General features: G+C 65.6%; 12 protein-coding genes. 6 read left to right on the forward strand and 6 right to left on the reverse strand.

Going from position 1 to position 21,942, the window contains the following annotated elements; translation table 11 throughout:
* Positions 1-43: 43 nt before the first annotated feature.
* The 4 genes from CLV89_RS14390 to CLV89_RS14405 are packed head-to-tail and all read left to right on the forward strand — an operon-like array spanning position 44 to position 6,803.
* Entirely contained in the window at positions 44-1,051 is a 1,008-nt protein-coding gene (locus CLV89_RS14390; protein ID WP_106164364.1) for an AAA family ATPase, read from the forward strand.
* Positions 1,048-1,956, forward strand: a complete 909-nt coding sequence (locus CLV89_RS14395) for a DUF58 domain-containing protein (protein WP_243395021.1) — start codon at positions 1,048-1,050, stop codon at positions 1,954-1,956. The genes CLV89_RS14390 and CLV89_RS14395 overlap by 4 nt, the downstream gene beginning before the upstream one ends.
* The gene (locus tag CLV89_RS14400; protein ID WP_106164365.1) at positions 1,953-4,715 is read left to right on the forward strand and encodes a DUF4159 domain-containing protein; all 2,763 of its coding nucleotides are present in this window, start codon (positions 1,953-1,955) and stop codon (positions 4,713-4,715) included. The genes CLV89_RS14395 and CLV89_RS14400 overlap by 4 nt, the downstream gene beginning before the upstream one ends.
* A 45-nt stretch (positions 4,716-4,760) precedes the next feature.
* Positions 4,761-6,803 carry a DUF7408 domain-containing protein gene (locus CLV89_RS14405; RefSeq protein WP_106164366.1) on the forward strand — a complete coding sequence of 681 codons (2,043 nt, stop codon included), beginning with the start codon at positions 4,761-4,763 and terminating at the stop codon, positions 6,801-6,803.
* 224 nt (positions 6,804-7,027) lie between these two features.
* Here CLV89_RS14405 and CLV89_RS14410 read toward each other — a convergent pair whose 3' ends face one another.
* The 3 genes from CLV89_RS14410 to CLV89_RS14420 all read right to left on the reverse strand — a co-directional run bounded on the left by CLV89_RS14410 (position 7,028) and on the right by CLV89_RS14420 (position 15,545).
* The gene (locus tag CLV89_RS14410) at positions 7,028-7,894 is read right to left on the reverse strand and encodes a 2-keto-4-pentenoate hydratase (RefSeq protein WP_243395022.1); all 867 of its coding nucleotides are present in this window, start codon (positions 7,892-7,894) and stop codon (positions 7,028-7,030) included.
* Positions 7,895-7,920: 26 nt separating this feature from the next.
* Positions 7,921-9,969, reverse strand: coding sequence for a penicillin-binding protein 1C (pbpC, locus tag CLV89_RS14415; protein WP_423837301.1), 2,049 nt, complete (start codon positions 9,967-9,969; stop codon positions 7,921-7,923).
* Between the two features lie 128 nt (positions 9,970-10,097).
* Positions 10,098-15,545: an alpha-2-macroglobulin family protein gene (locus tag CLV89_RS14420; protein WP_207796938.1), complete on the reverse strand. Its 5,448-nt coding sequence runs from the start codon at positions 15,543-15,545 to the stop codon at positions 10,098-10,100.
* A gap of 151 nt (positions 15,546-15,696) precedes the next feature.
* Here CLV89_RS14420 and CLV89_RS14425 point away from each other — a divergent pair, with 151 nt between their 5' ends.
* Complete coding sequence (locus CLV89_RS14425; RefSeq protein ID WP_106164367.1) at positions 15,697-17,949, forward strand: response regulator; 2,253 nt, start codon at positions 15,697-15,699, stop codon at positions 17,947-17,949.
* Positions 17,950-17,952: 3 nt separating this feature from the next.
* On the opposite strand, the gene yaaA is transcribed toward CLV89_RS14425, so the two are convergent.
* From yaaA to CLV89_RS14440, 3 genes are all read right to left on the reverse strand, one after another.
* On the reverse strand, positions 17,953-18,717 hold the full coding sequence (gene yaaA / locus CLV89_RS14430) for a peroxide stress protein YaaA (protein ID WP_106164368.1): 765 nt from the start codon (positions 18,715-18,717) through the stop codon (positions 17,953-17,955).
* 30 nt (positions 18,718-18,747) lie between these two features.
* Positions 18,748-20,787 (reverse strand): DNA helicase RecQ, encoded by a 2,040-nt coding sequence (recQ, locus tag CLV89_RS14435; RefSeq protein ID WP_106164369.1) that lies wholly within the window; start codon positions 20,785-20,787, stop codon positions 18,748-18,750.
* Between the two features lie 131 nt (positions 20,788-20,918).
* The gene (locus tag CLV89_RS14440) at positions 20,919-21,206 is read right to left on the reverse strand and encodes a YggT family protein (protein ID WP_106164370.1); all 288 of its coding nucleotides are present in this window, start codon (positions 21,204-21,206) and stop codon (positions 20,919-20,921) included.
* 133 nt (positions 21,207-21,339) lie between these two features.
* Here CLV89_RS14440 and CLV89_RS14445 point away from each other — a divergent pair, with 133 nt between their 5' ends.
* On the forward strand, positions 21,340-21,918 hold the full coding sequence (locus CLV89_RS14445; protein WP_106164371.1) for an acyl-CoA thioesterase: 579 nt from the start codon (positions 21,340-21,342) through the stop codon (positions 21,916-21,918).
* The last annotated feature ends 24 nt before the right edge of the window (positions 21,919-21,942 follow it).

Here is a 21,942-nt window from a genome sequence, read left to right on the forward strand (position 1 = left end):
GCGCGATACACTCAAACCATATAAGCCCACGGGAAGGGAAGTCATGAGCGAAGCACAGGATCTTTTGTCCGACATCGAGGCGCTGGAAACCAAGCTGCAGGAGGCACGGACCTCCATCACCCGCCGGTTCATCGGCCAGGAACGGGTGGTGGACCTGACGCTGGCGACGCTGCTCTGCGGTGGTCACGGGCTGCTGATCGGCCTGCCCGGCCTCGGCAAGACCCGCCTGGTCGAGGCGCTATCGACGGTTATGGGCCTCAATGGCAACCGGGTGCAATTCACGCCCGACCTGATGCCCGCCGATATCCTCGGCTCGGAGGTGCTGGACACCGCCGCCGACGGCACCCGGGCGTTCCGGTTTGTGCAGGGGCCGATCTTCTGCCAGCTGCTGATGGCGGATGAGATCAACCGCGCCTCGCCCCGAACGCAATCGGCGCTTTTGCAGGCGATGCAGGAAAAGACCGTCACCGTTGCTGGTGCGGATCGGGCACTGGAGGCGCCGTTCCACGTGCTGGCCACCCAGAACCCGATCGAACAGGAGGGCACCTATCCGCTGCCCGAAGCACAGCTGGACCGTTTCCTGCTGCAGATCGACGTCCCCTACCCTGACCGCGACACCGAGCGTGATATCCTGCTGGCCACCACCGGCGTCGAGGAAGAAGAGGCGCATCAGGTCTTTACCGCTGCCGAACTGATCGCCGCGCAGACGCTTCTGCGTCGGATGCCCGTCGGTGAATCGGTGGTCGAAGTGATCCTCGATCTCGTGCGCGCCTTCCGTCCTGACGAACCTGACGTGACCGCCCGGGTGGCACAGACCGTGGCCTGGGGGCCGGGACCACGCGCCGCGCAGGCGCTGATGATGGCGGTCCGGGCGCGGGCGCTGCTGCAAGGGCGGCTGGCGCCCAACGCCGAGGATGTGATCGAGATGGCCCGCCCGGTGCTGAGCCACCGGATGCAACTGAACTTTGCCGCACGGGCACGCGGTGACAACCTGGCGGATCTGATCGACGAGACCGCCGCCGCATTGGTCCGGACCGAGGCCGCAGCGTGAGCCAGCCCGCGTCCTCTCGCAACGGCATCGCGGATATCCCCGCTGGACAGCTCCGCACCCGCGCCGAAGAGGCCGCCAGTGTCCTGCCGCCCCTGCTGGTGCAGGCGCAGCAGCTGGCGGGCGCGGTTTTGTTGGGGGAGCACGGACGCAGGCGCTCGGGCGTCGGTGATGACTTCTGGCAGTATCGCCCGGTGCAGCAGGGCGACAGTCGCCGCATGATCGACCACCGCCGATCAGCCCGAGGCGATCAGCAATTTGTCCGCGAACGGGAATGGCAAATCGCCCAGACCGTTCACCTCTGGGTCGATCAGGGGCAATCCATGCGCTTTGCCTCTGACACAAACTTGCCGCGCAAGATCGACCGGGCGCGCCTGCTGTCATTGGCTGCAGCGGTGCTGATGATCCGTGGGGGCGAGCGTGTCGGCCTGACCGGCGGGCAGCTACCGCCCCGCCGTGGCAATATGCAAGTCCTGCGCATGGCACAGCATTTCACCGATGATGACGATACCCCCTACGCCCCGCCAGAGCACAGGGCGCTGATCCCGCATGCTAGGGCGCTGTTTGTGTCCGATTTCCTCGGCCCGTTTGAGGAGTTGGAGATCGCGCTCACCAAAGCTGCGGATCGCGGGCTGCGCGGGGTGCTGTTGCAGGTCCTGGACCCCAGCGAAGAACTGTTCCCCTTTGCCGGGCGCACCCGCTTTGAAGGTCCGGGCAATGGCGTCACCCATGAAACACTGAAAGCCTCCGCCCTGCGCGACCGCTATCTGGAGCGCCTGGCCGAGCGGCGGGACGCGCTGGAGCGCCTGTGCCGCGCTGCGGGCTGGACACTGGGGCTGCATCATACCGGGGACAGCGCGCAATCTGGCCTGCTCTGGCTTTATCACGCATTGGAGCGACGCCAATGACCATGATCGCCGGCATAGGTTTTGCCAGTCCCTGGTTGCTGCTGGGGCTGTTGGTGCTGCCAATCCTGTGGCTGCTGCTGCGCGCCATCCCGCCCGCGCCAAAGCGGCAGCCGTTCCCTGCGGTGACGCTGCTTCTGGGGTTGAAGGATGACGAAAGCCTGTCGGATCGCACACCGTGGTGGCTGTTGCTCCTGCGCATGCTGGCGGTTGCGGCGGCGATCATTGGCCTCTCTGGTCCGGTCCTGAACCCGGTACAGGAACACGGCGGCTCCGGCCCCCTGCTGATCGTGATGGACTCGGGCTGGGGCGGAGCGCCAAATTGGGAGCAGAACCGCGCTCAGATCGAAGCGGAGCTCTCCGAAGCCGGGCGGGCGGGGCGCCCCGTCGCCATGCTGCGTCTCACCGCACCGGAACCGTTGCAATTCCTCGCTGCCGCGCAATGGACCCGGCAGCTGGCAGGGATGACACCCGCGCCATGGGTCGCCGCCCCTGCTCAGGTGGCCACGGCCCTCGACGTGATTTCCGAGACCGATGGCGGTTTCGACACGCTCTGGCTCAGCGATGGGGTGGAAATGCAGGGCCGCAGCGATCTGGTCACCGCGCTGGCCGAACGTGGCGAAATTGATGTCTACGAAAGCGGCGCGCCGGTGATCGGCCTGCTGCCTGCCACATATGAAGATGGCCTGATCGTGCTCCACGCCGCGCGCAGCACGGCCGGTCTGGCGCAAGAGGCCACGGTGCAGGCGCTTGGCCCCGACCCCAGCGGCACCGAACGCGCACTGGCCTCGGCTACGTTGGAGTTCGACGCGGCAGCGCATCATACCGAGGCGCAGCTGGCACTGCCGATGGAGCTGCGCGCCCGCATCAGCCGCTTTGAAATCCTCAACACCCGCTCTGCCGGGGCAGTTTCGCTGACCGATGATCGGCTGCGGCGACGCGAGGTTGCGCTGATCTCGGCCCAGAGCAGCGACGAGGGTCTCGCACTGCTGTCCCCTCTGCATTATCTGCGTCAGGCGCTGGAGCCGACGGCGGAGCTGCTGGAAGGGGCGCTGTCGGACCTGCTGCCCGCCAACCCGGATGTGGTGGTGCTGGCCGATGTGGCCCGACTGGCCCCGGCACAGGAAAAAGCACTGATCGACTGGGTGGATCAGGGCGGGCTGCTGCTGCGCTTTGCCGGGCCACGTCTGGCCGCCAGCGACACCGCCCGCGACACCGAGGAGCCGCTGATGCCGGTGCGCCTGCGCATCGGCGGACGTAGCATCGGCGGCGCCATGAGCTGGGGCGAACCCAAGGCGCTGGCCCCCTTTGGCGAGGGCTCGCCCTTTTACGGGCTGGAGATCCCGCAGGAGGTCACGATCAGCTCGCAGGTGATGGCGCAGCCGGACCCCGAACTGGCCAGCCGTGTGGTGGCCGAGCTGAGTGACGGCACGCCACTGGTCACCCGCAAGCCGCTGGGTCAGGGGCAGGTCATCCTGTTCCATGTCACGGCCAATGCGGAATGGAGCACCCTGCCGCTGTCGGGCCTGTTCGTCGAGATGCTGGAACGGCTCGCAGTCTCCTCCGCCGCCAAACCTCCGGTGGCCGATGATCTGGAGGGCACCACCTGGCAGGCCGCCGAGGTTCTTGATGGCTTTGGCCGCCTGACGGACGCCGACACGCTGGCCGGGGTCGCCGGGCCGGATCTGGTCGAGGCGCCCTCTGGTCCCGAGCTGCAACCGGGGCTTTATACCAGCGGCAGCCGTGCCTATGCCCGCAACGTCCTGCGGGAGGGCGATGATGTGCTGCCCACATCCTGGCCCGCGTCGGTGCCGGTGATGACTTATGAGGGGGCAGATGAACGGCCGCTTGGCGGTCTGCTGTTAGGTGCGGCGCTGGTGATGCTGGCCCTGGATATTGCCGCAGCGTTGCTGGTGTCCGGCCTCTGGTCACCCGCCCGTACGGCGGCAATCTTCCTGATGAGTGGTCTCATGCTTGGGGTGCCGCAGGAGATGCTGGCCCAATCGGTCACCACCCCGACCGACCTTACCGCTGAGCTGACTTTGGCACATGTTCTGACCGGCGATGCCAAGACCGACCGCATTACCTCCGAGGGGCTACAGGGGCTGAGCAACGTTCTGACCCTCCGCACGTCGATCGAGCCTGCACCGCCTTACGGCGTTGATCTGGAGACGGATGAGCTGGCGTTCTTTCCCTTCCTCTACTGGCCGGTGACGGAAGGCCAGCCGCTGCCCTCCTCCGATGCCTATGCCAAGCTCAACGCCTATCTGCGCACCGGCGGCATGATCCTCTTTGACACCCGCGATGCGGATCTGGCGCAGGCCGGAGCCACCAGCAACGCTGCGCGGCGACTACAGCAACTGGCGCTGCCGCTGGACATCCCGCCACTGGAGCCATTGCCCGCCGACCACGTGCTGACCCGGGCCTTCTATCTGCTACAGGATTTTCCTGGTCGTCATCCGCGTGGTCAGATCTGGGTCGAGGCCGCGCCCGAGGATGCCGAACAGGTCGAGGGGCTGCCGTTTCGCAACCTCAACGACGGGGTGACACCGGTGGTCATCGGCGGCAACGACTGGGCCGCGGCCTGGGCGGTGGATCAAGACAACGCCCCCCTTTACCCGGTCGGACGCGGCTTTGCCGGCGAACGGCAGCGGGAACTGGCACGGCGCTTTGGCGTCAACCTGCTGATGCATGTGCTGACCGGCAACTACAAATCCGACCAGGTGCATGTGCCGGCACTGCTTGATCGATTAGGGCAATAGCGCCATGGCCACCCTCCAATTCGCGCCGCAAGGAGCCCATCCGCAATGACGCAATCCATCCTCTTCGACCCGCTGGTGCCCTGGCTGGTGCTAGCCGGTCTGGCCGGGCTGAGCACGCTGGCGCTGGGGCTGGCAATCTGGCGGCGGCTTTCAGGCTGGGCGCTGCGCGCGGGCGCAGCACTTGTGCTGCTGGTCGCGCTGGCTGGCCCGGTGATGCAGGTCGAGGACCGCAGCCCGCTCAGTGATATCGTCATCGTCGCTGAGGACCGCACCGCCAGCCAGCACCTGTCCGACCGCCCCGACCAGATGACGGTTGCGCGCGCCGAACTGGAAGCCGCACTGGCCGGGCGCGCCAACACCGAGGTGCGCTGGATCACCGTGGAGGACAGCCCAGACGATGGCGGCACCCAGCTGATGGACGCGCTAACCCGAGCCCTGGCCGATGAGCCGCGCGCCCGGGTGGCCGGGCTGATCGCGCTGTCCGACGGGCAAGTGCACGACATGGCCCGCGCGCCTGACCTGCCCGCACCGCTGCATCTGTTGATGACGGGCCGCTCGGACGACTGGGACCGCCGCCTGATCGTCAAGAACGCGCCCTCCTTCGGCATCATCGGCGAACCGATCACCCTGTCACTCCGGGTCGAGGATCAGGGCGCTGTGCCCGATGATGCGCGGCTGACGGAGTTGCAGATCTCCATCGATGGTGGCGAGGCGCAGACTTTCCGCCTGCCGGTGGGGGTCGATTTCGACCTGCCGCTGACCCTGCCCCATGGCGGCCGCAACGTGGTGGAGTTCCGCGTCCCCGAGGCCGAGGGCGAGCTGACCGCCCGCAACAACGCCGCGTTGTTGCAGATCAACGGCGTGCGGGACCGGCTGCGGGTACTGCTGGTTTCCGGCGCGCCGCATCCGGGCGGGCGCACCTGGCGCAACCTGCTGAAATCCGACAGCGCCGTCGATCTGGTGCATTTCACCATCCTGCGCCCGCCGGAAAAACAGGATGGTGTGCCGGTGGACGAGCTGTCGCTGATCGCCTTCCCAACCCGCGAACTGTTCCTGGAGAAGATCGAGGATTTCGATCTCATCATCTTTGACCGCTACAAGCGGCGCGGCATCCTGCCCTCAGCCTATCTCGAGAATGTGGCCAACTACGTGCGCCGCGGTGGAGCGGTGCTGGTGGCGGCGGGGCCGGATTTCGCCAGCGCCGACAGTATTTTTCGCACACCTCTCGCGGAGGTTCTGCCTGCCAGCCCCTCGGCCCGCGTACTGGAAGAGCCCTATCGCCCCACCATCAGCGAGACCGGCCTGCAGCATCCGGTCACCGCAGAGCTGACCGGCGCCGAGGACTGGGGGCGCTGGATGCGGCAGGTGGAGCTGGAAACTACCGGCGGCACCACCCTGATGCGCGGCATCGGCGAGCGCCCCCTGCTGACGCTGGACCGGGTGGAGGAGGGCCGTGTCGCGCTACTGGCCTCGGACCACGCCTGGCTGTGGAGTCGCGGATATGAGGGCGGCGGTCCGCAGCTGGAACTGCTGCGCCGTCTCGCCCATTGGATGATGAAGGAGCCGGAGCTGGAAGAAGAGGTGCTCACCGCCGAGGCCACCGGCCAGCGCATGCGAATCCAGCGGCGCACGCTTGGGGAAACCGTCGGCCCGGTGACGGTGACCGCCCCGGACGGCAGCACCTCGCAGGTTCGCTTGCGCGAGGCACGTCCCGGTCTCTGGGAGGGGCGCTATGAAAGTGATCAGATCGGCCTCTACCATCTGGCGGAGGGCGATGAGCGTGCGGTGATCGGTCTCGGCCCTGCCGCGCCCCGGGAGTTCGAACAGACCATCGCCACCGCCGCTGTGATGTCGCCCTTGGTGCGCAGCCTGCGCGGCGGTGCTGTGGCGCTGGAGGATGGGCTGCCATCGTTGCGCAACATCCGGGAGGGGCGGCCTGCTGCGGGGCGTGGCTGGGTTGGTCTGGTGCCGCGTGGCGCCTATGAGACCACCGCCGTGACCCAGTCGCCGCTGTTGCCCGCGTGGCTGTTGGTGCTGCTGGCCGCGTCACTGCTGATCGGCGCCTGGCTGCGCGAAGGGCGCAGCTGACATAACTCATGGGTCGCTTACGGACCTGAGCCCTGAGTCGCGCGGCGTTGGAGCAGCAGCAACCTACGCCAGCGCTTGTGGCCTGAGGCATTTTTCACGCAGTGGGCCAAGCGCCGCGCCTTTGGCGCGGCGCGGGTCGCATCGGGCAAAGCCCGATGCGAAACCCTTCACTCCTCAGATGTTCTTGCAAACCACCGCGGGCAGGTGGGCTTGGACAATGTCCCTCAAGACGACGGCCCAAACAGCACCGACACCTCCGGGCTTCCCGGCAGGCCCTCGTAGCTCACCGTCGCACCGCCCTTGAGGCTGCCCGGTGGCACCAACGGTCCGAAAGAGCCCACCGAGACCAAATCTCCCGCCTTGAAGGTCACGCCAACCGCGTGCAGCCAGAGGATCGTCTCCGCCGGATGCCCCAGAACGGAGGTTCCAGGCGCGGAGAGCACGACTTCGCCCGCGCCATCGCGCAGCTGCACCTGCATCTCGGCCAGCGCCTTGGTCATTGCCGCGGCGTCCGCCACCGGGATCGCTGCGCCCAGAACCCCGTGTCGCGCGCCCACCCCCATTGCGGTGATCGTTTCAGGCGTCATCGGCTGGCTTTGGTCCACCGCAAGATCCGGCAGTTCGATGAAGGGGCGGATGCTGGAAATGTTCTGCATCACTTCCTCGCGCGTGGTGGCGGAATTGACGGCGGAATCGCCGATCTCCAGCACCAGATCCGCCTCCACCATCGGCACCGCGCCCCAGGGCACGTCGAGCGTCGCGCCACTCTCAAGCATCATGTCACGATAAAGCACGCCGCGCACCGGCGCACTGGCGCCAAACCGCTCCTGCGCCGGGGTGCTGGTCAGCCCTGCCTTGTAGCCGATCACCGGACCCAGATGCGCAGCCAAGGCATCGCTCAGACGGGCTTGGGTGCAAAGTGCATCCACCATCGTGCCGCCCTGCCCCAGTGCTTCGGTTGGACGATGATCCATGTAATCTGCCACAAACCGCGCCACCTCCTCGTCGCTGGCGCAATCGGCGGCAGCGCTGCCCGCCCCGATCACCCCCGCCGCGATCAGCGCCCAAATCCAGTGTCCTACCTGCTGCATTCCGCTCGCCTCCTCTTTCGCTCGCGTCAGCCCGTCTCCTCGATCTCGACGGTCACCCGGGCAGATTGCCCGTCCGCGTCGATCACCACAAGCGTGGCGTGGCCCGGCCCGGGGCTCGGCAGGTCGAGATCACGGGACCGCAGACCCCGGGCCACCGGCAGTCCGTTGGCCAGCACCGTGAAGGGCAGCCGCCCGCCGCGCAGCTTCAGCGCCAGACGGCCTTCCACCAGCGCCAGCCGGGCGCGGATGGGCGGAAAGACCACCTCCGGCGCCCCGATGCCAGTGTCGGAAAACACCTCATCCCGGTCCCGGAACCGCTGCAACGGCTGCGGCAGCTCGGCCGAGGACAGCACCAGCGCATTGGGCGGCGGCGGTGACAACGGCGTCAGGTCGGGCTTCAGCGCAGCAAAGGCCTCGAACAGCACCGGCGCCGCCAGTTCCGCGCCAAAGACGCCGGGAACCGGGGTGCCATCCGCCCGTCCCAGCCAGACCCCGATCACATGCTGGCCGTCCCAGCCCACGGCCCAGGCATCCCGATGCCCGTAGGAGGTGCCGGTCTTATAGGGCAGCACGCCAGCCCGGGCACCGCGCGGCACCGGCACATCGCGCAGGATATTGCCAAGATACCAGGCTGCCACGGGGGAAATCACCCGCGGGGTCGGGTCGCTGCCGTCGCCTGCCTGAACCGTCAGCCGTGGTCCCGCGCCCCCCGCTGCCAGAACCGCATACATCTGCACCAGATCCTGCAGGCTGACACCAACGCCACCAAGGCTCACCGCCAGCCCGGGTTTGCCGCCCGGCAGCACGGGGCGCATGCCGGCCTGACGCATTGCCGCCATCAACCGCGAGGGACCAAGAGCGTCGGTCAGGGTCACCACCGGCGTGTTAAGTGACATCTGCAGCGCATCCCGCACGCGAATGTCGCCGCGAAAGCTGCCGTCAAAATTCTGCGGCGCGTAGCCGCCAAAGGACACCGGCGCGTCGCGGATCAGCGTATCGGGATGCACCAGCCCCTCGTCAAAGGCGAGGCCGTAGACCAGCGGTTTCAGGGTCGAGCCGGGCGAGCGCTCAGCCGTCACCATATCGACAAAGCCGCGCCGCGCGGAATTGGTATAGTCCGGCGCACCGATGCGGGCGAGGATCTCGCCCGTGTGGTGATCCGCCACGATCATCGCCGCACTGAGCCGCGGCCCCGCCGCCGTCACCCGCCGGTGCAGCACCGCCTGTAGCCGCGCCTGCAGATCGGCGTCCAGCGTCACGTCGAACCGCGCCTGCGCTGGCGAGGCCGTCCGCAGCTGGTCGCCCAGATGCGGCGCCAGCAACGGGAACGGGCGGCGGCTGTCCGGCACCCGTGCCTGCGCCGCCTGACGCGCGACCTGTGCCGACAGTACCCCGGCTTCATAGCTGCGTTGCAACACCCGCGCCCGTGCGGAGCGTGCTGCACTTACCGAACGGTCGGGGCGTCGCGTTTCCGGCGATTGCGGCAGCGCCACCAGCAGCGCCGCCTCGGCGGCGGTCAGGCGGTGCGGCTCCTTGCCGAACCAGGCAAAGCTCGCCGCCCGCACCCCTTCGAGATTGCCGCCAAAGGGCGCATGGGTCAGATAGAGCGTCAGGATCTCCGGTTTGGACAGCTGCCGCTCCAGCGCCAGCGCCACCCGGATCTGGCGCAGCTTGCCGCTCCATCGACCGGTGGAACCATCCTCCAGCAGCCGCGCCACCTGCATGGTCAGCGTGGAGCCGCCGGATACTGTGCGCCCGTGCCACAGGGCCTGCCCGGCCGCGCGCAGCATCGCCAGCGGGTCAACCCCCATATGCGTGTCGAACCGCTTGTCTTCGTAGGCGCGCAGCATCTGCAGATAGGTCGGGTCAACATCCTCGGCCCGCACCGCCATGCGCCAGATGCCATCCTCCACCGGATAGGCCCGCAACAGGCGTCCGGTGCGGTCCCGCAGCTCGACCGAGGTTTCCGCAAGCCTGCGCGGCAGCTCGGTGGCCGCGACCCAAGCCTCCAGCCCTTTGCCACCCAGAAGACCTGCAACCAGCATCACCAACAGCGGCGTCCGGAGCCGCGCCATCGTCTGGACCAAGGGGCGGGCACCGCCCCCGCCTGACCGAACGGTCAGGCCGCGCCCGGCCCCGGCAGGGGCCGGGCGCCCCCGCCGTCGCCGCAACATGCGCCGCCAGCCGGGGCGATCTGTCGGTGTCATTCGACCTGCAGCCGTCCCGCCGCCGTATTGGCGCGATAGGCCGGGCGATACATGTCCTCAACCGAGGCCGCCGGATGGTGGAACTCACCGGGGCTGACCGCGCGCACCATATAGGCCAGCGTGATCGGATCGTCCCCCCGCGAGGTCACCGCCGCCAGAAAGCGATCCGACCGGAACTCAACGTGATCTGCCTCCCAGAGGCTCAGCCAGTCCAGATCGCGCAGATCGCCGGAGCGCAGCAGGTTGGGATTGTCGATCTCCAGGCCTGCCGGCAGCGGATCATTGACCATCAGCCGGGCACCGATCTCCTCTTGCGGCAGCACCCGCAGCACCGTCACCAGCCGGGTGCCGACCTCGACCGAGGTCAGATCCAACGGCTCCCCTTCCAACGTGTAATACTCCCGCGTCAGTGCAAAGCCGTAGCCACGCGCCGCAGGCGGCACGATAGGCACGCCGATGCGGGTCAGGGTGATGTCGGTGCTCCGCCCGGAGGCCGCCGTGACCGACAGATCTGCCGGACTGTCACCCTCCATCACCTCGACAAAAGCGCCGCTAACGGGCTGGCCATTGACCCGCAGGCCGGAGTCTTCGGGATTGTCGACGAGCGCCTGCGCCGCCATCAGGCTCCACGCGGCTTCCTGGGTGGAGCGATACCCGTCACCGCCCGAAACCCGCGCCGTGAGGTAGTCGCGATTAACCGCCGTGCTGCCGGCCTCCACCGCGAGCGCCAAGACCGCAGCCGAATCACGCAGCTGGGTGCCGTAATCGACACGCCACACTGGCTTTTCCGCGCCTTGGCCTGCGATCATCTGCGCGGCGCGGGCAAACATCTTGTCCGCCCGGCGCTGATCGCCATAGGCCGCCAGTGCGGCCCCCAGTTGCGCCGCGCCCATCGGGGTTGAGAAGGCCTCGGCCTTCACATCCGCATAATACCGCAGATCCCCCATCGCCGCAGCGCCCTCCCGCGCCAGCACCAGCAGCGCATAGGCCACTTGCTCACCGCCGCTGTCAAAATCGGGCGCGTAGTTCAACCGATTGCGCAGATTGTCCATGGCGCGGGCAAAGGCCTGATCCGGCACGATGTAGCCTTTGGTCCGGGCCCGGCTGAGGAAGTCGGACGCATAGGCATCCAGCCACAAATCGCCGCTTTCGGCGCGCCAGAGGCCAAAGGCGCCATTGGCGGCCTGCCGGGTCAGTACCTTGCGGATGGCGCCGTTGATGCGCGCGTCCACCTTGGGGCCATCGCCCAGACCGGCGGCCTCGGCGACCGACGACAGATAGAGGAGCGGCAGCGCCTTCGACGTCACCTGCTCGGTGCAGCCATAGGGGTAGCCGTCCAGTTGCGACAACAGCCCCGGCACGTCGAACTTGGCCAGCGGACCGGCCGACATCACCGCGCGGGCGGAGCCGGGGCGCAACCCTTCGAACACATCCGCGTTGAACAGGAAGCTGTCACCGCCCGCCAACGAGAAGCGCCGGGTCTCCGAGACCTCCGGATCATTGGCCCGCACCGGCAGGCGCAGGGTCTGGTCCAGCACCTCGCCGCCGGGGGTGGTCAGGCTCAGGCGCAGCTCGGGATCGCCCACGGCCTCTGCCGTGACCGGAAGTTCCAGCAGCACCCGGCCCTGTTCGGTGAGCGTCACCGAGGGCGGCAGCGCCCCCAGTTGCAGCCCGGCCCCGATCACCTCAGCTCCCAGTCCGATCTCGCCCGCAGGTCCGTCGGCGTGGGTGATATCCAGCCGGATGCGGCTCTGATCGCCGGGCGCGAGGAAGCGCGGCAGCGAGGCGGTCAACACCACGGGATCGCGCACGATCATGTCGGCCTCCGCCTGCCCGACCGAGCGGTCAGTCCAGGCGACGGCCATCAGCCGCACGGTGCCGTTGAAGTCCGGCAGATCAATGGGCAGGGTCACGCTGCCATCGTTCCCAACCTGCACCGCACCGTGGAAGACCGACATCAGATCCTGCGTCGGCGGGGGGGACTGGAATTGCGCCCCAAGCCCGGCATCGCCGCCGGAGCGCACACGTCCCAACGCGCCGTTGCCGGGGTCGATGAGACGGCCATAGATGTCGCGCAGCTCCACCCCCAGACGCCGCTGACCGTGGAAATAGCCCACGGGATCCGGGCTCTGAAAGCCGGTGAGGTTGAGAATGCCGACATCAACGGCGGCCAGCGTCAGCCAGACCTCCTCGCCCGCCTCGGCCCCGGCGACAGTCACGGTCGCCTCGACCGTCTGGCGGGGGCGGGTTACTTCGGGGGTCTTGATCGTGACATCCAACTCCTGCCCCGGCTGGGTCACCGCAGCGTGGGCGATGCCCAGTGCCCGGGTCGGGGTGCGGCCCTGCCGACTGGCGACGGGCTGCACGACAGAGGCGGTCACATAGGCACCGCTGCCCCACTCGGATGTGACCTCAAGCGGGATCACGTTCTCGCCCGCCGTCACCTCAACCGCCTGACGGTGGATCAGCTCGCTGCCCATGACGGAGATCAGCGCGGTGCCCGCCGCTTGCGGTACGATACGCAGGCGAGCGGTGTCGCCGGGGGTATAGCTTTCGCCATCCAGCGACAGTTCCAGACGATCCGGGGTCTGCGCATCGGAGGCGGGCACATACCAGCCGGCGTAGAAATCCTGCGCAGCGGTCACGTAGTCGCCATCCAGACGTTCCACCACCAGCTCGTAGCGGCCCCAGTCTACCGGCGCGGTGACCGCCACCGGATCGCCGCCCAGCATCGCCTCGCCCGAGGCCACGCGGGTGCGGCGGGTGATCGGCTCCCACTGCCAGTCGCCATAGAGCTGATACCATTGATAGCGCGTCTCGACCCGGTTCAGCACCCATTGCACCTGCATCGGCGCGGGGGTGAGATCCGGTGCGAGCGAGATCAACTCGAAGCCGGCCTCGGTGCCCTCGGCCACCACGTCATCGGCAAACTGCGTCTTGATCCCGATCACGGGGGTCGCAGGCTGTACCGGCACGGTCAGTTCACGCTCAACCGGGCGGGCGGAGCCATCGGAAAGCCGCGTGCGCAAGCGTGCCTCAAGCGGCAGGCCGGCGGCTTCGACCTCGGGCAGGTCACCGATGGCCACGGACTGCCCTTTTGGGTCCGTTTCATCGCCACCAAAATACCTGGTCTGGCGGGTGGTCTGCGCATCATAGCGACCAAAGCGATAGCCGGGCCAATCCGCAAGCTGCCGCACCGGGGCGAGAGAAACGTCGCCCTCGACACTCAGGCCAGCGCCGGGAGCGCCAAACAGGAAGCGCGCGTTGATGTCGACAACCAGCTGGCCGCCGGGGCGCAGGCTGGCGACGTCGCGGATGTCCTGCTCGAAATCGATCCGCTCGGGTAGGAAATCCTCGACCAATACGGTTTGCCGCGCCAGCGGATCGGCCTTTGGATCGGTGTAGAGCTCCACCGCCCAGGAGCCGCGCGGGGCGCTGTCGCCCACGGGCAAGGCAAACACATGGCCACCCGCATTGCCACCGTCAGAGATATGGCGCGAATATTCCACACCGTCAGGGCGTTTCAGCACCGCGATCAGCGGCAGGCCTTCGATGGCCTGCGCGCGGGGATCGCGCGACAGGGCGGTGACGTTGATGGTTTCACCGGCACGATAAGCACCACGATCCGTGGTCAGGAAGACATCAACCGGACCGGGCGCGGGACGGCCCTCGACACCACGATCCGACAGATCAAAAGCGGCATCACGCAGCGACAGGAAGGCAAAGTCCTCCTCACCCGCACGGGCCAGCAGCATCGCGGGCGCGGCGCTGCCGGTGCCCCGCGTCAAGCCTGGTGCAAAATGCGCATAGCCGGTGGCATCGCTAGTGGCTCGGGCAATCACCGCGTTGGCCTCCGAGATCAGCTCGACCTCGACGCCTGTGCGGGCCTTGGCATCCGACAGGCCCTGAACCTGCACATGCAAACCATCGGCCCCAGACATGGAGCTGAGGCCAAGATCCGTGAGCACAAACCACTGCATCGCCGCCGGGCTGTCATATGGATCGGCGCCCGGCACCGCCGCGCTGAGCGCGTAGATGCCCACAGGTTGGTCGGCCAGCACATCGTCCAGCGGCAACCGTGTGGTCATGTCGCGGTTGAGATCCTGTTCCACCTCGGCGGTGCCGGTCCAGAGTTCCTCGGCGAGCGTGGCGTCAAAACTGTCGCTCTGCCACTGGTTCAGCGGGCGTGCGAACAGATCCTCCTGCATGCTGCGCAACAGGTTGCGATCGCTAATGCGGGAGAGTTTTAGATCGAGCTTGTCGACATTGACCGTCTCCACCGGCAGCGCAATCACATCGCTGCGCGCCAGCACATAGGCGCGACCGGGGAAGCGCACCGAGGGGCTGCGGTCGCGGATGTATTGGCTGAGGTCGACGTCCTTGATCAGTGTCTCGCCATTGGCCGCCGGAAGGCCCCGGCGCAGGGTGACCCGCAGGTGCTGACCATGGCTGAGACCGGTGAGGCATAGCTCCTGCCCCGCGGCTTCAACCGCCAGACCCTCGGCCTCGGATTTCACGTAATCGCCATAGGTTACGCCGGTTTTGACCAACTCCTCGGAGAAGACGACGCACATGCGCGGGTCGGCACTGTCGGCCTCGACCCGGGTATCGCTGACGCGGAAGCCGTATTTTGCCACGGCCGGGCTCAGAATGTCAGCAATTTGCTTACGAGGTTCGATGGTCTCCGCCAGACGCAGCACGGAAATCATATCGCGGCCACGTCCCAGTTTCTCCAGTGCGAGTGCAGTCTCAGTCAGGGCGGTGGCCTGCATTGGCGGCGAGTCAGCACGCAGATATCCATTCAGCGCGGCCGCAACGGCCTCGGCATGATTGCGGCGGGTTTCACTGCCGCCATCTGTCGGCATTGCGCGCATGTAGCGGGCGTATTCGACCCAGAGATCGGCAGCGTCGCTGAGGGCCACGGCTTCGCCCATCCAGCGGACAGCCATTTCGGCATTATTGCCGACAAAGAACTGTTGCGCCCCTTCGACCAGCGTGTCGAGATCACGTCCGCTCAGCTGGTACCGCGTGCCGATCTCGACGGCGAGATCACGCGCAGACGCGATATCCACGCCACCGGGCAAGGACAGCCGGGACGCGCGCTCCGCGGCACGTGCAGCGAGGCCTTCATCCACCGACAGTTTGCGGACCGTCAGGGCGCCGACAAAGGAGGAGGGATCGCGCAGCGCTGATTTCGGGAAACAGGCATCGGATTTCAGATTGTAGACGAAGCCGACACAGGCCGATTGCGTAGCGCAGGCCCGCTGGCAGGACTTCAGAGATGTATCGAAGAGCGCCTGCAGGTCGGCACCAAAATGATCGGTGTCAGGCTGCGAGACAAACCGTTGTGCCGGCAAAGGACCAGAATCATCAGCCTGGGCCTGCACTGCGGGCACCGAAATATGAGAAAAAAGAAAAGTGAATAAAATCAAAAGGCGCCGCATGGCATTCTCCCTGTCAACGCGCAGAGGCTCGCATGCGGTTAACCTCATGGCAAGCATGCTCGCCATACCACTAGCGCTAAAGGCAAATTAAGGATTGGCTGCGAGATTGAGGCCGCAGGTTTGGAAATGAGTAGTGTTGGAGTTGGCGCATATGTCGCTTGCTGATAAATTGGCCCAGGAACGCAGAGCCCGTCTGGCGGCAGAGCGACTACTGGAGCTGAAACAAGCGGAATTGACGGACGCCAACCGCAAGCTCGGTCGGCATGCGCTGGCCTTGACCAAACGCATCGGTGCAACGCAGGCAGAGATCGCGACCTTTCGTAACGAAAACGAAAAGGTCAAAAGTGATCTCAACACCGCCAATGAGAAGGTTGAACAGGCCGAACGACGCCTGTGGCATTCCATTCAGGCCTTTCAGGACGGGTTTGCGTTTTTCGACAACAACAGCAAGCTGATCGGCGCCAACACCGCCTACCTCAACATCTTTGAAGGGGTCGAGGAGGTCTCGCCCGGCGTATCCTACGTGCGCATTCTGCAGATCCTGACGGATGAGGGGCTGATCGACACCGAGGAACTCTCGGCGGATGCCTGGCGCGCCACGATGACCGAACGCTGGATGTCGCCCGCGCCGGAACCCACGGTGATCCGCCTGTGGAATGACCGCTACCTGAAGCTGATCGACCAACGCGGCCATGATGGCGATATCGTCAGCCTTGCACTCGATATCACCGCGACCGTGCATTACGAGGAAGAGCTGCGCACGGCCCGCGAACGCGCCGAGGCCGCCAACCGCGCCAAATCCGCTTTCCTCGCCAACATGAGCCATGAGATCCGCACGCCGATGAACGGTGTCGTGGGCATGGCCGAGCTGCTGAACGATACCAGCCTCAGCGAAGAACAGCGCCTATACGCAAACACCATCAAGAATTCCGGCGACGCGCTCTTGGTGATCATCAATGACGTGCTCGACTATTCCAAGATCGAGGCGGAAAAGCTGGTCCTGCATCCCGAACCCTTCGATCTGGAGGCCTGCATGCATGAGGTGGTCATGCTGCTTCAGGCCAACGCCCGCGACAAGGGTCTGACATTGCTGGTGGATTACGATCTGTTCATGCCGACCAGCTTCATCGGCGACCCGGGTCGCATTCGTCAGATCCTGACCAACCTCATCGGGAATGCGGTGAAATTCACCAACACCGGCCATGTGACCACACGGGTCACCGGGGTGCCCCATCCCGAAGACAACACCGTGATGCTGCATATCGCGATCGAGGACACCGGCATCGGCATACCCGAGGAAAAAATCCAGCACATCTTTGGCGAGTTCAATCAGGTCGAGGATGAAGCCAATCGCCAGTTCGAGGGCACCGGTCTTGGCCTTGCGATCACCGAACGGCTGATCAAGATGATGGATGGCGAAATATGGGTCGAGAGTGAGCTTGGCCAAGGGTCATGCTTTGGGTTCCGCCTGCCGCTCGTGGTATCAAACGGCAGCCAGATCAATGCGCCGGAGCTGCCGGAGAACCTGAACTGCGTGATGATCGTGGACGACATGGAGGTCAATCGCGAGATCCTCAACCGCCAGCTGCAACGCCTTGGGCTCAAGGTGCTTGCGGTGAACAACGGCGCCGAGGCGCTGGAGAAGGTCTCCGACGAGGTTGATCTGGTGATCACCGATCGCAACCTGCCCGGCATGGATGGGCTGAAGCTGGCACGCAGCCTGCGGCACGCGCAGCGGAATATGCCGGTGCTGTTGCTGTCATCCGACCCCGCCGACAGTCGCGACCCCGCGATCCGCGAGATCTTTTCTGGTGTCTTGCAAAAACCGCTACCACGCGGCGCACTCTTTACGGCGCTGGCGGGTCTCAACACATCGACAATGGACGTTGAAACATCCCCTGCCCCAACGGACACGACACCCCCGCCATCGACCGGGTCTCCCCCCCAAGAGACGCCAAAGCAGGCAGGTCAATCAGATCAACGGCCAATGCGAATTCTGGCGGCAGAAGACAACCGCACCAACCAACTTGTGTTCCGCAAGATGGTGAAAGACCTGAACATCGATCTGCAGTTTGCCGGCAATGGGCAGGAAGCGGTGGAACTCTACCAGAACTTCAAGCCCGACATGATCTTCATGGACATCTCGATGCCCAAAATGGACGGCAAGGAAGCCACCCGCACGATTCGGGGACTGGAGCATGAGTCAGGGCGTCGGATCAAGATCGTGGCGCTCACCGCCCATGCCATGGACGGTGACTCCGAGGGTATTCTGGCGGCTGGCCTCGACGATTATTTGACCAAACCGCTCCGCAAGGCCCTGATCCACGAGCGTATCATGGACAACAAGCCTGATGATGTGGCGCCGCTGACCGACGAGGCGGGCCGGCTGCGCGCCACCGGCTAGGGGTCAGCCCTTGCGCAGAAACACCGGCTTATCGGTCTCCGACAATTCGGGCTGATACGCATAGCCACCGCTGTCGAAACCACGGATCGCTTCGGCGTCGGTCAACCGATGCTGGATGATGAAGCGAGCCATCGCGCCACGGGCCTTCTTGGCATAGAAACTCACAACCTTGGGCCCGCCCGGCTTATCTTCCATAAACACCGGGGTCACGACGCGCAGCTTCAGCGCCTGCAGATCCACGGCGCCAAAATACTCCTGGCTGGCACAGTTCACCAGCAGATCGCCCCCCACGGCCCCGGCTTGCGCATTCAGCGCTTCTGCAATTTTGCTGCCCCAGTACTCGTAGAGGTTCTTGCCCTTGGCCGTCTTCAGCCGCGAGCCCATCTCCAGCCGGTAGGGCTGCATTCCGTCTAGCGGCCGCAGTAGCCCATAAAGGCCTGAAAGAATGCGGAAATGATCCTGCGCCCAGGCCATCTCCTCCGCGTCGAGCGAGGCCGCATCAAACCCCTGATAAGTATCGCCGGCAAAGGCCAGCGCGGCGGGGCGCAGGTTCTCGAATTTGGGGTCATCTTCAAACGTGCGAAAGCGGTCGTGGTTCAGCTTGGCCAGATCCTCGCTGATATGCATCAGCTTCATCAGATCGCCCACCGACAGCTTGCGTGCCTCTTCGGCCAGCGCGATGGCGTCGCCCTGCAGCGCCGGATAGGTCATGTCCACATCGCGGTCGGACCAGTCGAGTTTCTTGGCGGGGGATGTCACTACAAGCATTCACTGCCTCCGTTGGTTCTGGACACCGACTTAGCCCGCGCCGCGCAAGACGTCCAGAAACGCCATGGCGAAACGTTCCGCGCGGCGCTCCCCCAGCAAACGTTCAAGACCCGTTTCATCATCACTGCGCATCTGCGCCACTTTCGCCAGCTGCGAGGCCGAACAGGTCAGTGGCTTCTGGGTGCCGCACTCGCCCCGTTGCAATCGCGCCTGCACTTCCAGCAGCGTGTCGTAGATCGAGCCCTGTTCGCGCCCGGCCAGCTTACGCCGCGCCGGGTGCAGCGCCTCTGCCTCGCCGGTGATCACGGTGAGGAAGGCATCGCCGTAGCGCTCCAGCTTCTTGGCGCCGACACCGCTGATCCGTGCCATCTCGTCCAGGGTCTGCGGGCGTTTCTCGGCCATCTCGATCAGGGTGCGGTCGGGGAAGATCACATAGGCCGGGACTTTTTGCGCCTCGGCCAGGGCGCGGCGTTTGGCCTTCAGGGCAGAGAGCAGCGGCGCGTCTTCATCCGAGACCAGCGCCTTCACTGCCGGACGGCGGGTGGCGGATTTCACGGTGTCCTTGCGCAGGGTGATCTCCGCCTCTCCGCGCAGGATCGGCAGCGCCGGTTCGGTCATCCGCAGCGCGCCGTGGCGTTCCGGGTCGGGCCGTACCAGGTCGCGGCCCATCATCTGACGAAAGATCGCCTGCCATTCCGGTTTCGAGTGATCCTTGCCGCAGCCGAAGACCGACAGGTCGTCATGGCGCTTCTGCCGCACCCGGTCATTGGCGTTGCCGATCAGGATGTCGATCAGATGTCCCGCGCCATAGGTTTCATCGGTGCGCAGGATCGCCGACAGCGCCTTCCTCACCGAGGTGGTGCCATCAAAGGTCGCCACCGGCGTGTCGCAGAGATCGCAATTACCGCAGGGCTGCGCCTCTTCGCCGAAATAGCCCAGCAGGGTCTGGCGGCGGCAGATCATCGCCTCGGCCAGACCCAGCAGCGCATTGAGCCGCGCATGGTCAGCGCCGCGGCGTTCAGGCGGGGCGAGCCCTTCGTCGATCTGGGTGCGGCGCAGGCGAATGTCCTCGGGGCCGAACAGCGTCATTGTTTCCGCCGGGGCGCCATCGCGACCGGCACGGCCGATCTCCTGATAATAGGCCTCGATGCTTTTGGGCAGATCCGCATGGGCCACCCAGCGGATATCAGGCTTGTCGATACCCATGCCAAAGGCCACCGTGGCCACCACGATCAGACCATCCTCGCGCGCAAACCGTGTCTCGACGATGCGCCGGTCCTCGGCCTCCATGCCGCCGTGATAGTGGCAGGCCACATGGCCCGAGGCCTCCAGCGCGCGGGCGATGTCCTCGGTCTTGGCACGGGTGCCACAATAGACGATGCCGGACTGGCCGCGCCGTGCATCGGCAAACTCAAGGATCTGTTTGCGCGGGCTGTCTTTGGCGGCAAAGGCGAGGTGAATGTTGGGTCGATCAAAGCCGCGCAAAAAGGCGCGCGGCGCCTCGCCATCGAACAGCTTCTGGACGATTTCAGCTTGGGTTTCCTGATCCGCCGTTGCGGTAAAGGCCGCCAGCGGCACATCCAGCGCCCGACGCAGCTCTCCGATGCGCAGATAGTCAGGGCGGAAATCATGGCCCCACTGGCTGACGCAATGGGCCTCGTCCACCGCGATCAGCGACACGCCGATGCGGCGCAGCATGCCCATGGCGCTGCCCGCCGCCAGACGTTCGGGGGCCATATAAAGCAGCTTCAGCTCGCCCGCCTCGATGGCATTCCAGACCGCCTCGGTCTCTTCTTCCGTGTTGCCGGAGGTGAGCGCGCCCGCGCAGACGCCGGCCTCCTGCAAAGCGCGGACCTGATCGCGCATCAGGGCGATTAGCGGCGAGATCACTACGGTGATCCCATCGCGCCGCAGCGCAGGCAGCTGGAAACACAGGGATTTGCCGCCCCCGGTGGGCATGATCGCCAGTACGTTTTCGCCCGCGGTCACGGCATCGACGATCTCTTCCTGACCGGGGCGAAAGCCGTCGAATCCAAAGATATCGCGCAACAGGGGGATTGCGTCGCTCATGTGAGGGGCCTGTGGGTTGGTCTGCTCATGCTATGCGCGGCACAATCCCACAGGTGGAATCGGGGGGCAAGAGGTGCAGGGCGGGATGGCGTTCAATTGACGCGCCTTACATCGCCCTGCACCAGATCGGATTAGTAGAAAACGCTCGCGTTGTTCACGAGAATGATGCGCAGAGCGTAGACCGCGACCAGAACCACCAACGGCGCCAGATCAATACCCTGCATGTTAGGCAGAACACGGCGCACCGGCGCATAGATCGGCTCAAGAATACGGTTGAGACCATACCAGATCTGCGCAACGAACTGCTGGTTCAGGTTCAGAACCTGGAAATTGATCAGCCAGCTCATGATCACGTGGGCAATGATGAAGAACCAGACAATGTCCAGAACCAGCATCAGAATTTGAAACAGCGACTGCATCTTTGAAATTTCCTCTTTCGCTCTGCATCACAGGTAGGCGGGACATGCCGATTTCGCAACCCTTCCGCAAGGTCCCTGGTTGACGTGAAGTGAACGGGTGGCATCTAGGGAACAAGTAAACCGGAGTGTTCAGATGTACCCGATTGTCCGCCTGCTGAAAGACGCTGTTCTTGCCAGCCGCCAACCGCGCCTTGCGCCGCTCGACACCCATGTGTCGCGCCACCATTGCTGGCCCTGGGACATCGACATCTGGATGGAGCTGAACAACGGCCGCACGCTGACGCTCTATGATCTCGGGCGCACCATGCTGACCTTGCGCAGCGGGCTGGCCGGGGTGCTGAAGCGCGAAGGCTGGGCAGTGGCTGTGGCCGGTACGTCGATCAGGTATCGCCGCCGCATCAAGGCCTTTGAACGTTTTGAGATGAAAAGCCGGGCAATCGGCTGGGACGACCGGTTTATTTATGTGGAACAGGGCATGTGGAAGGCCAACGGTGACTGCGCCAACCATGCGCTGTTGCGCACGGTGGTGACGGACAAGAACGGTATCGTGGCCCCCGCGCGGGTGATCAAGGCCTGGGGGTTGGATATCGACAGCCCGCCCCTGCCCGACTGGGTGCTGGCCTGGTGCGCGGCAGAAGACAAGCGCCCCTGGCCGCCGATGAGCGACGCCGAGGCCGACCCGGACCACGTGAGGCTTGCCAGCGCCTCCTGACCCCTGCCATACCTTGCCCGAACA

Origin of the sequence: Tritonibacter scottomollicae (assembly GCF_003003215.1) — a bacterium.
In the GTDB taxonomy this organism is placed as follows: domain Bacteria; phylum Pseudomonadota; class Alphaproteobacteria; order Rhodobacterales; family Rhodobacteraceae; genus Epibacterium; species Epibacterium scottomollicae.

Excerpts from the sequence above, each read along its gene's own strand:
- CLV89_RS14390 (WP_106164364.1), top strand. The coding sequence starts at position 44 with ATGAGCGAAGCACAGGATCTTTTGTCCGACATCGAGGCGCTGGAAACC.
- CLV89_RS14400 (WP_106164365.1), top strand. The coding sequence starts at position 1,953 with ATGACCATGATCGCCGGCATAGGTTTTGCCAGTCCCTGGTTGCTGCTG.
- CLV89_RS14405 (WP_106164366.1), top strand. The coding sequence starts at position 4,761 with ATGACGCAATCCATCCTCTTCGACCCGCTGGTGCCCTGGCTGGTGCTA.
- CLV89_RS14410 (WP_243395022.1), bottom strand. The coding sequence starts at position 7,894 with ATGCAGCAGGTAGGACACTGGATTTGGGCGCTGATCGCGGCGGGGGTG.
- pbpC (WP_423837301.1), bottom strand. The coding sequence starts at position 9,969 with ATGGCGCGGCTCCGGACGCCGCTGTTGGTGATGCTGGTTGCAGGTCTT.
- CLV89_RS14420 (WP_207796938.1), bottom strand. The coding sequence starts at position 15,545 with ATGCGGCGCCTTTTGATTTTATTCACTTTTCTTTTTTCTCATATTTCG.
- CLV89_RS14425 (WP_106164367.1), top strand. The coding sequence starts at position 15,697 with ATGTCGCTTGCTGATAAATTGGCCCAGGAACGCAGAGCCCGTCTGGCG.
- yaaA (WP_106164368.1), bottom strand. The coding sequence starts at position 18,717 with ATGCTTGTAGTGACATCCCCCGCCAAGAAACTCGACTGGTCCGACCGC.
- recQ (WP_106164369.1), bottom strand. The coding sequence starts at position 20,787 with ATGAGCGACGCAATCCCCCTGTTGCGCGATATCTTTGGATTCGACGGC.
- CLV89_RS14440 (WP_106164370.1), bottom strand. The coding sequence starts at position 21,206 with ATGCAGTCGCTGTTTCAAATTCTGATGCTGGTTCTGGACATTGTCTGG.
- CLV89_RS14445 (WP_106164371.1), top strand. The coding sequence starts at position 21,340 with ATGTACCCGATTGTCCGCCTGCTGAAAGACGCTGTTCTTGCCAGCCGC.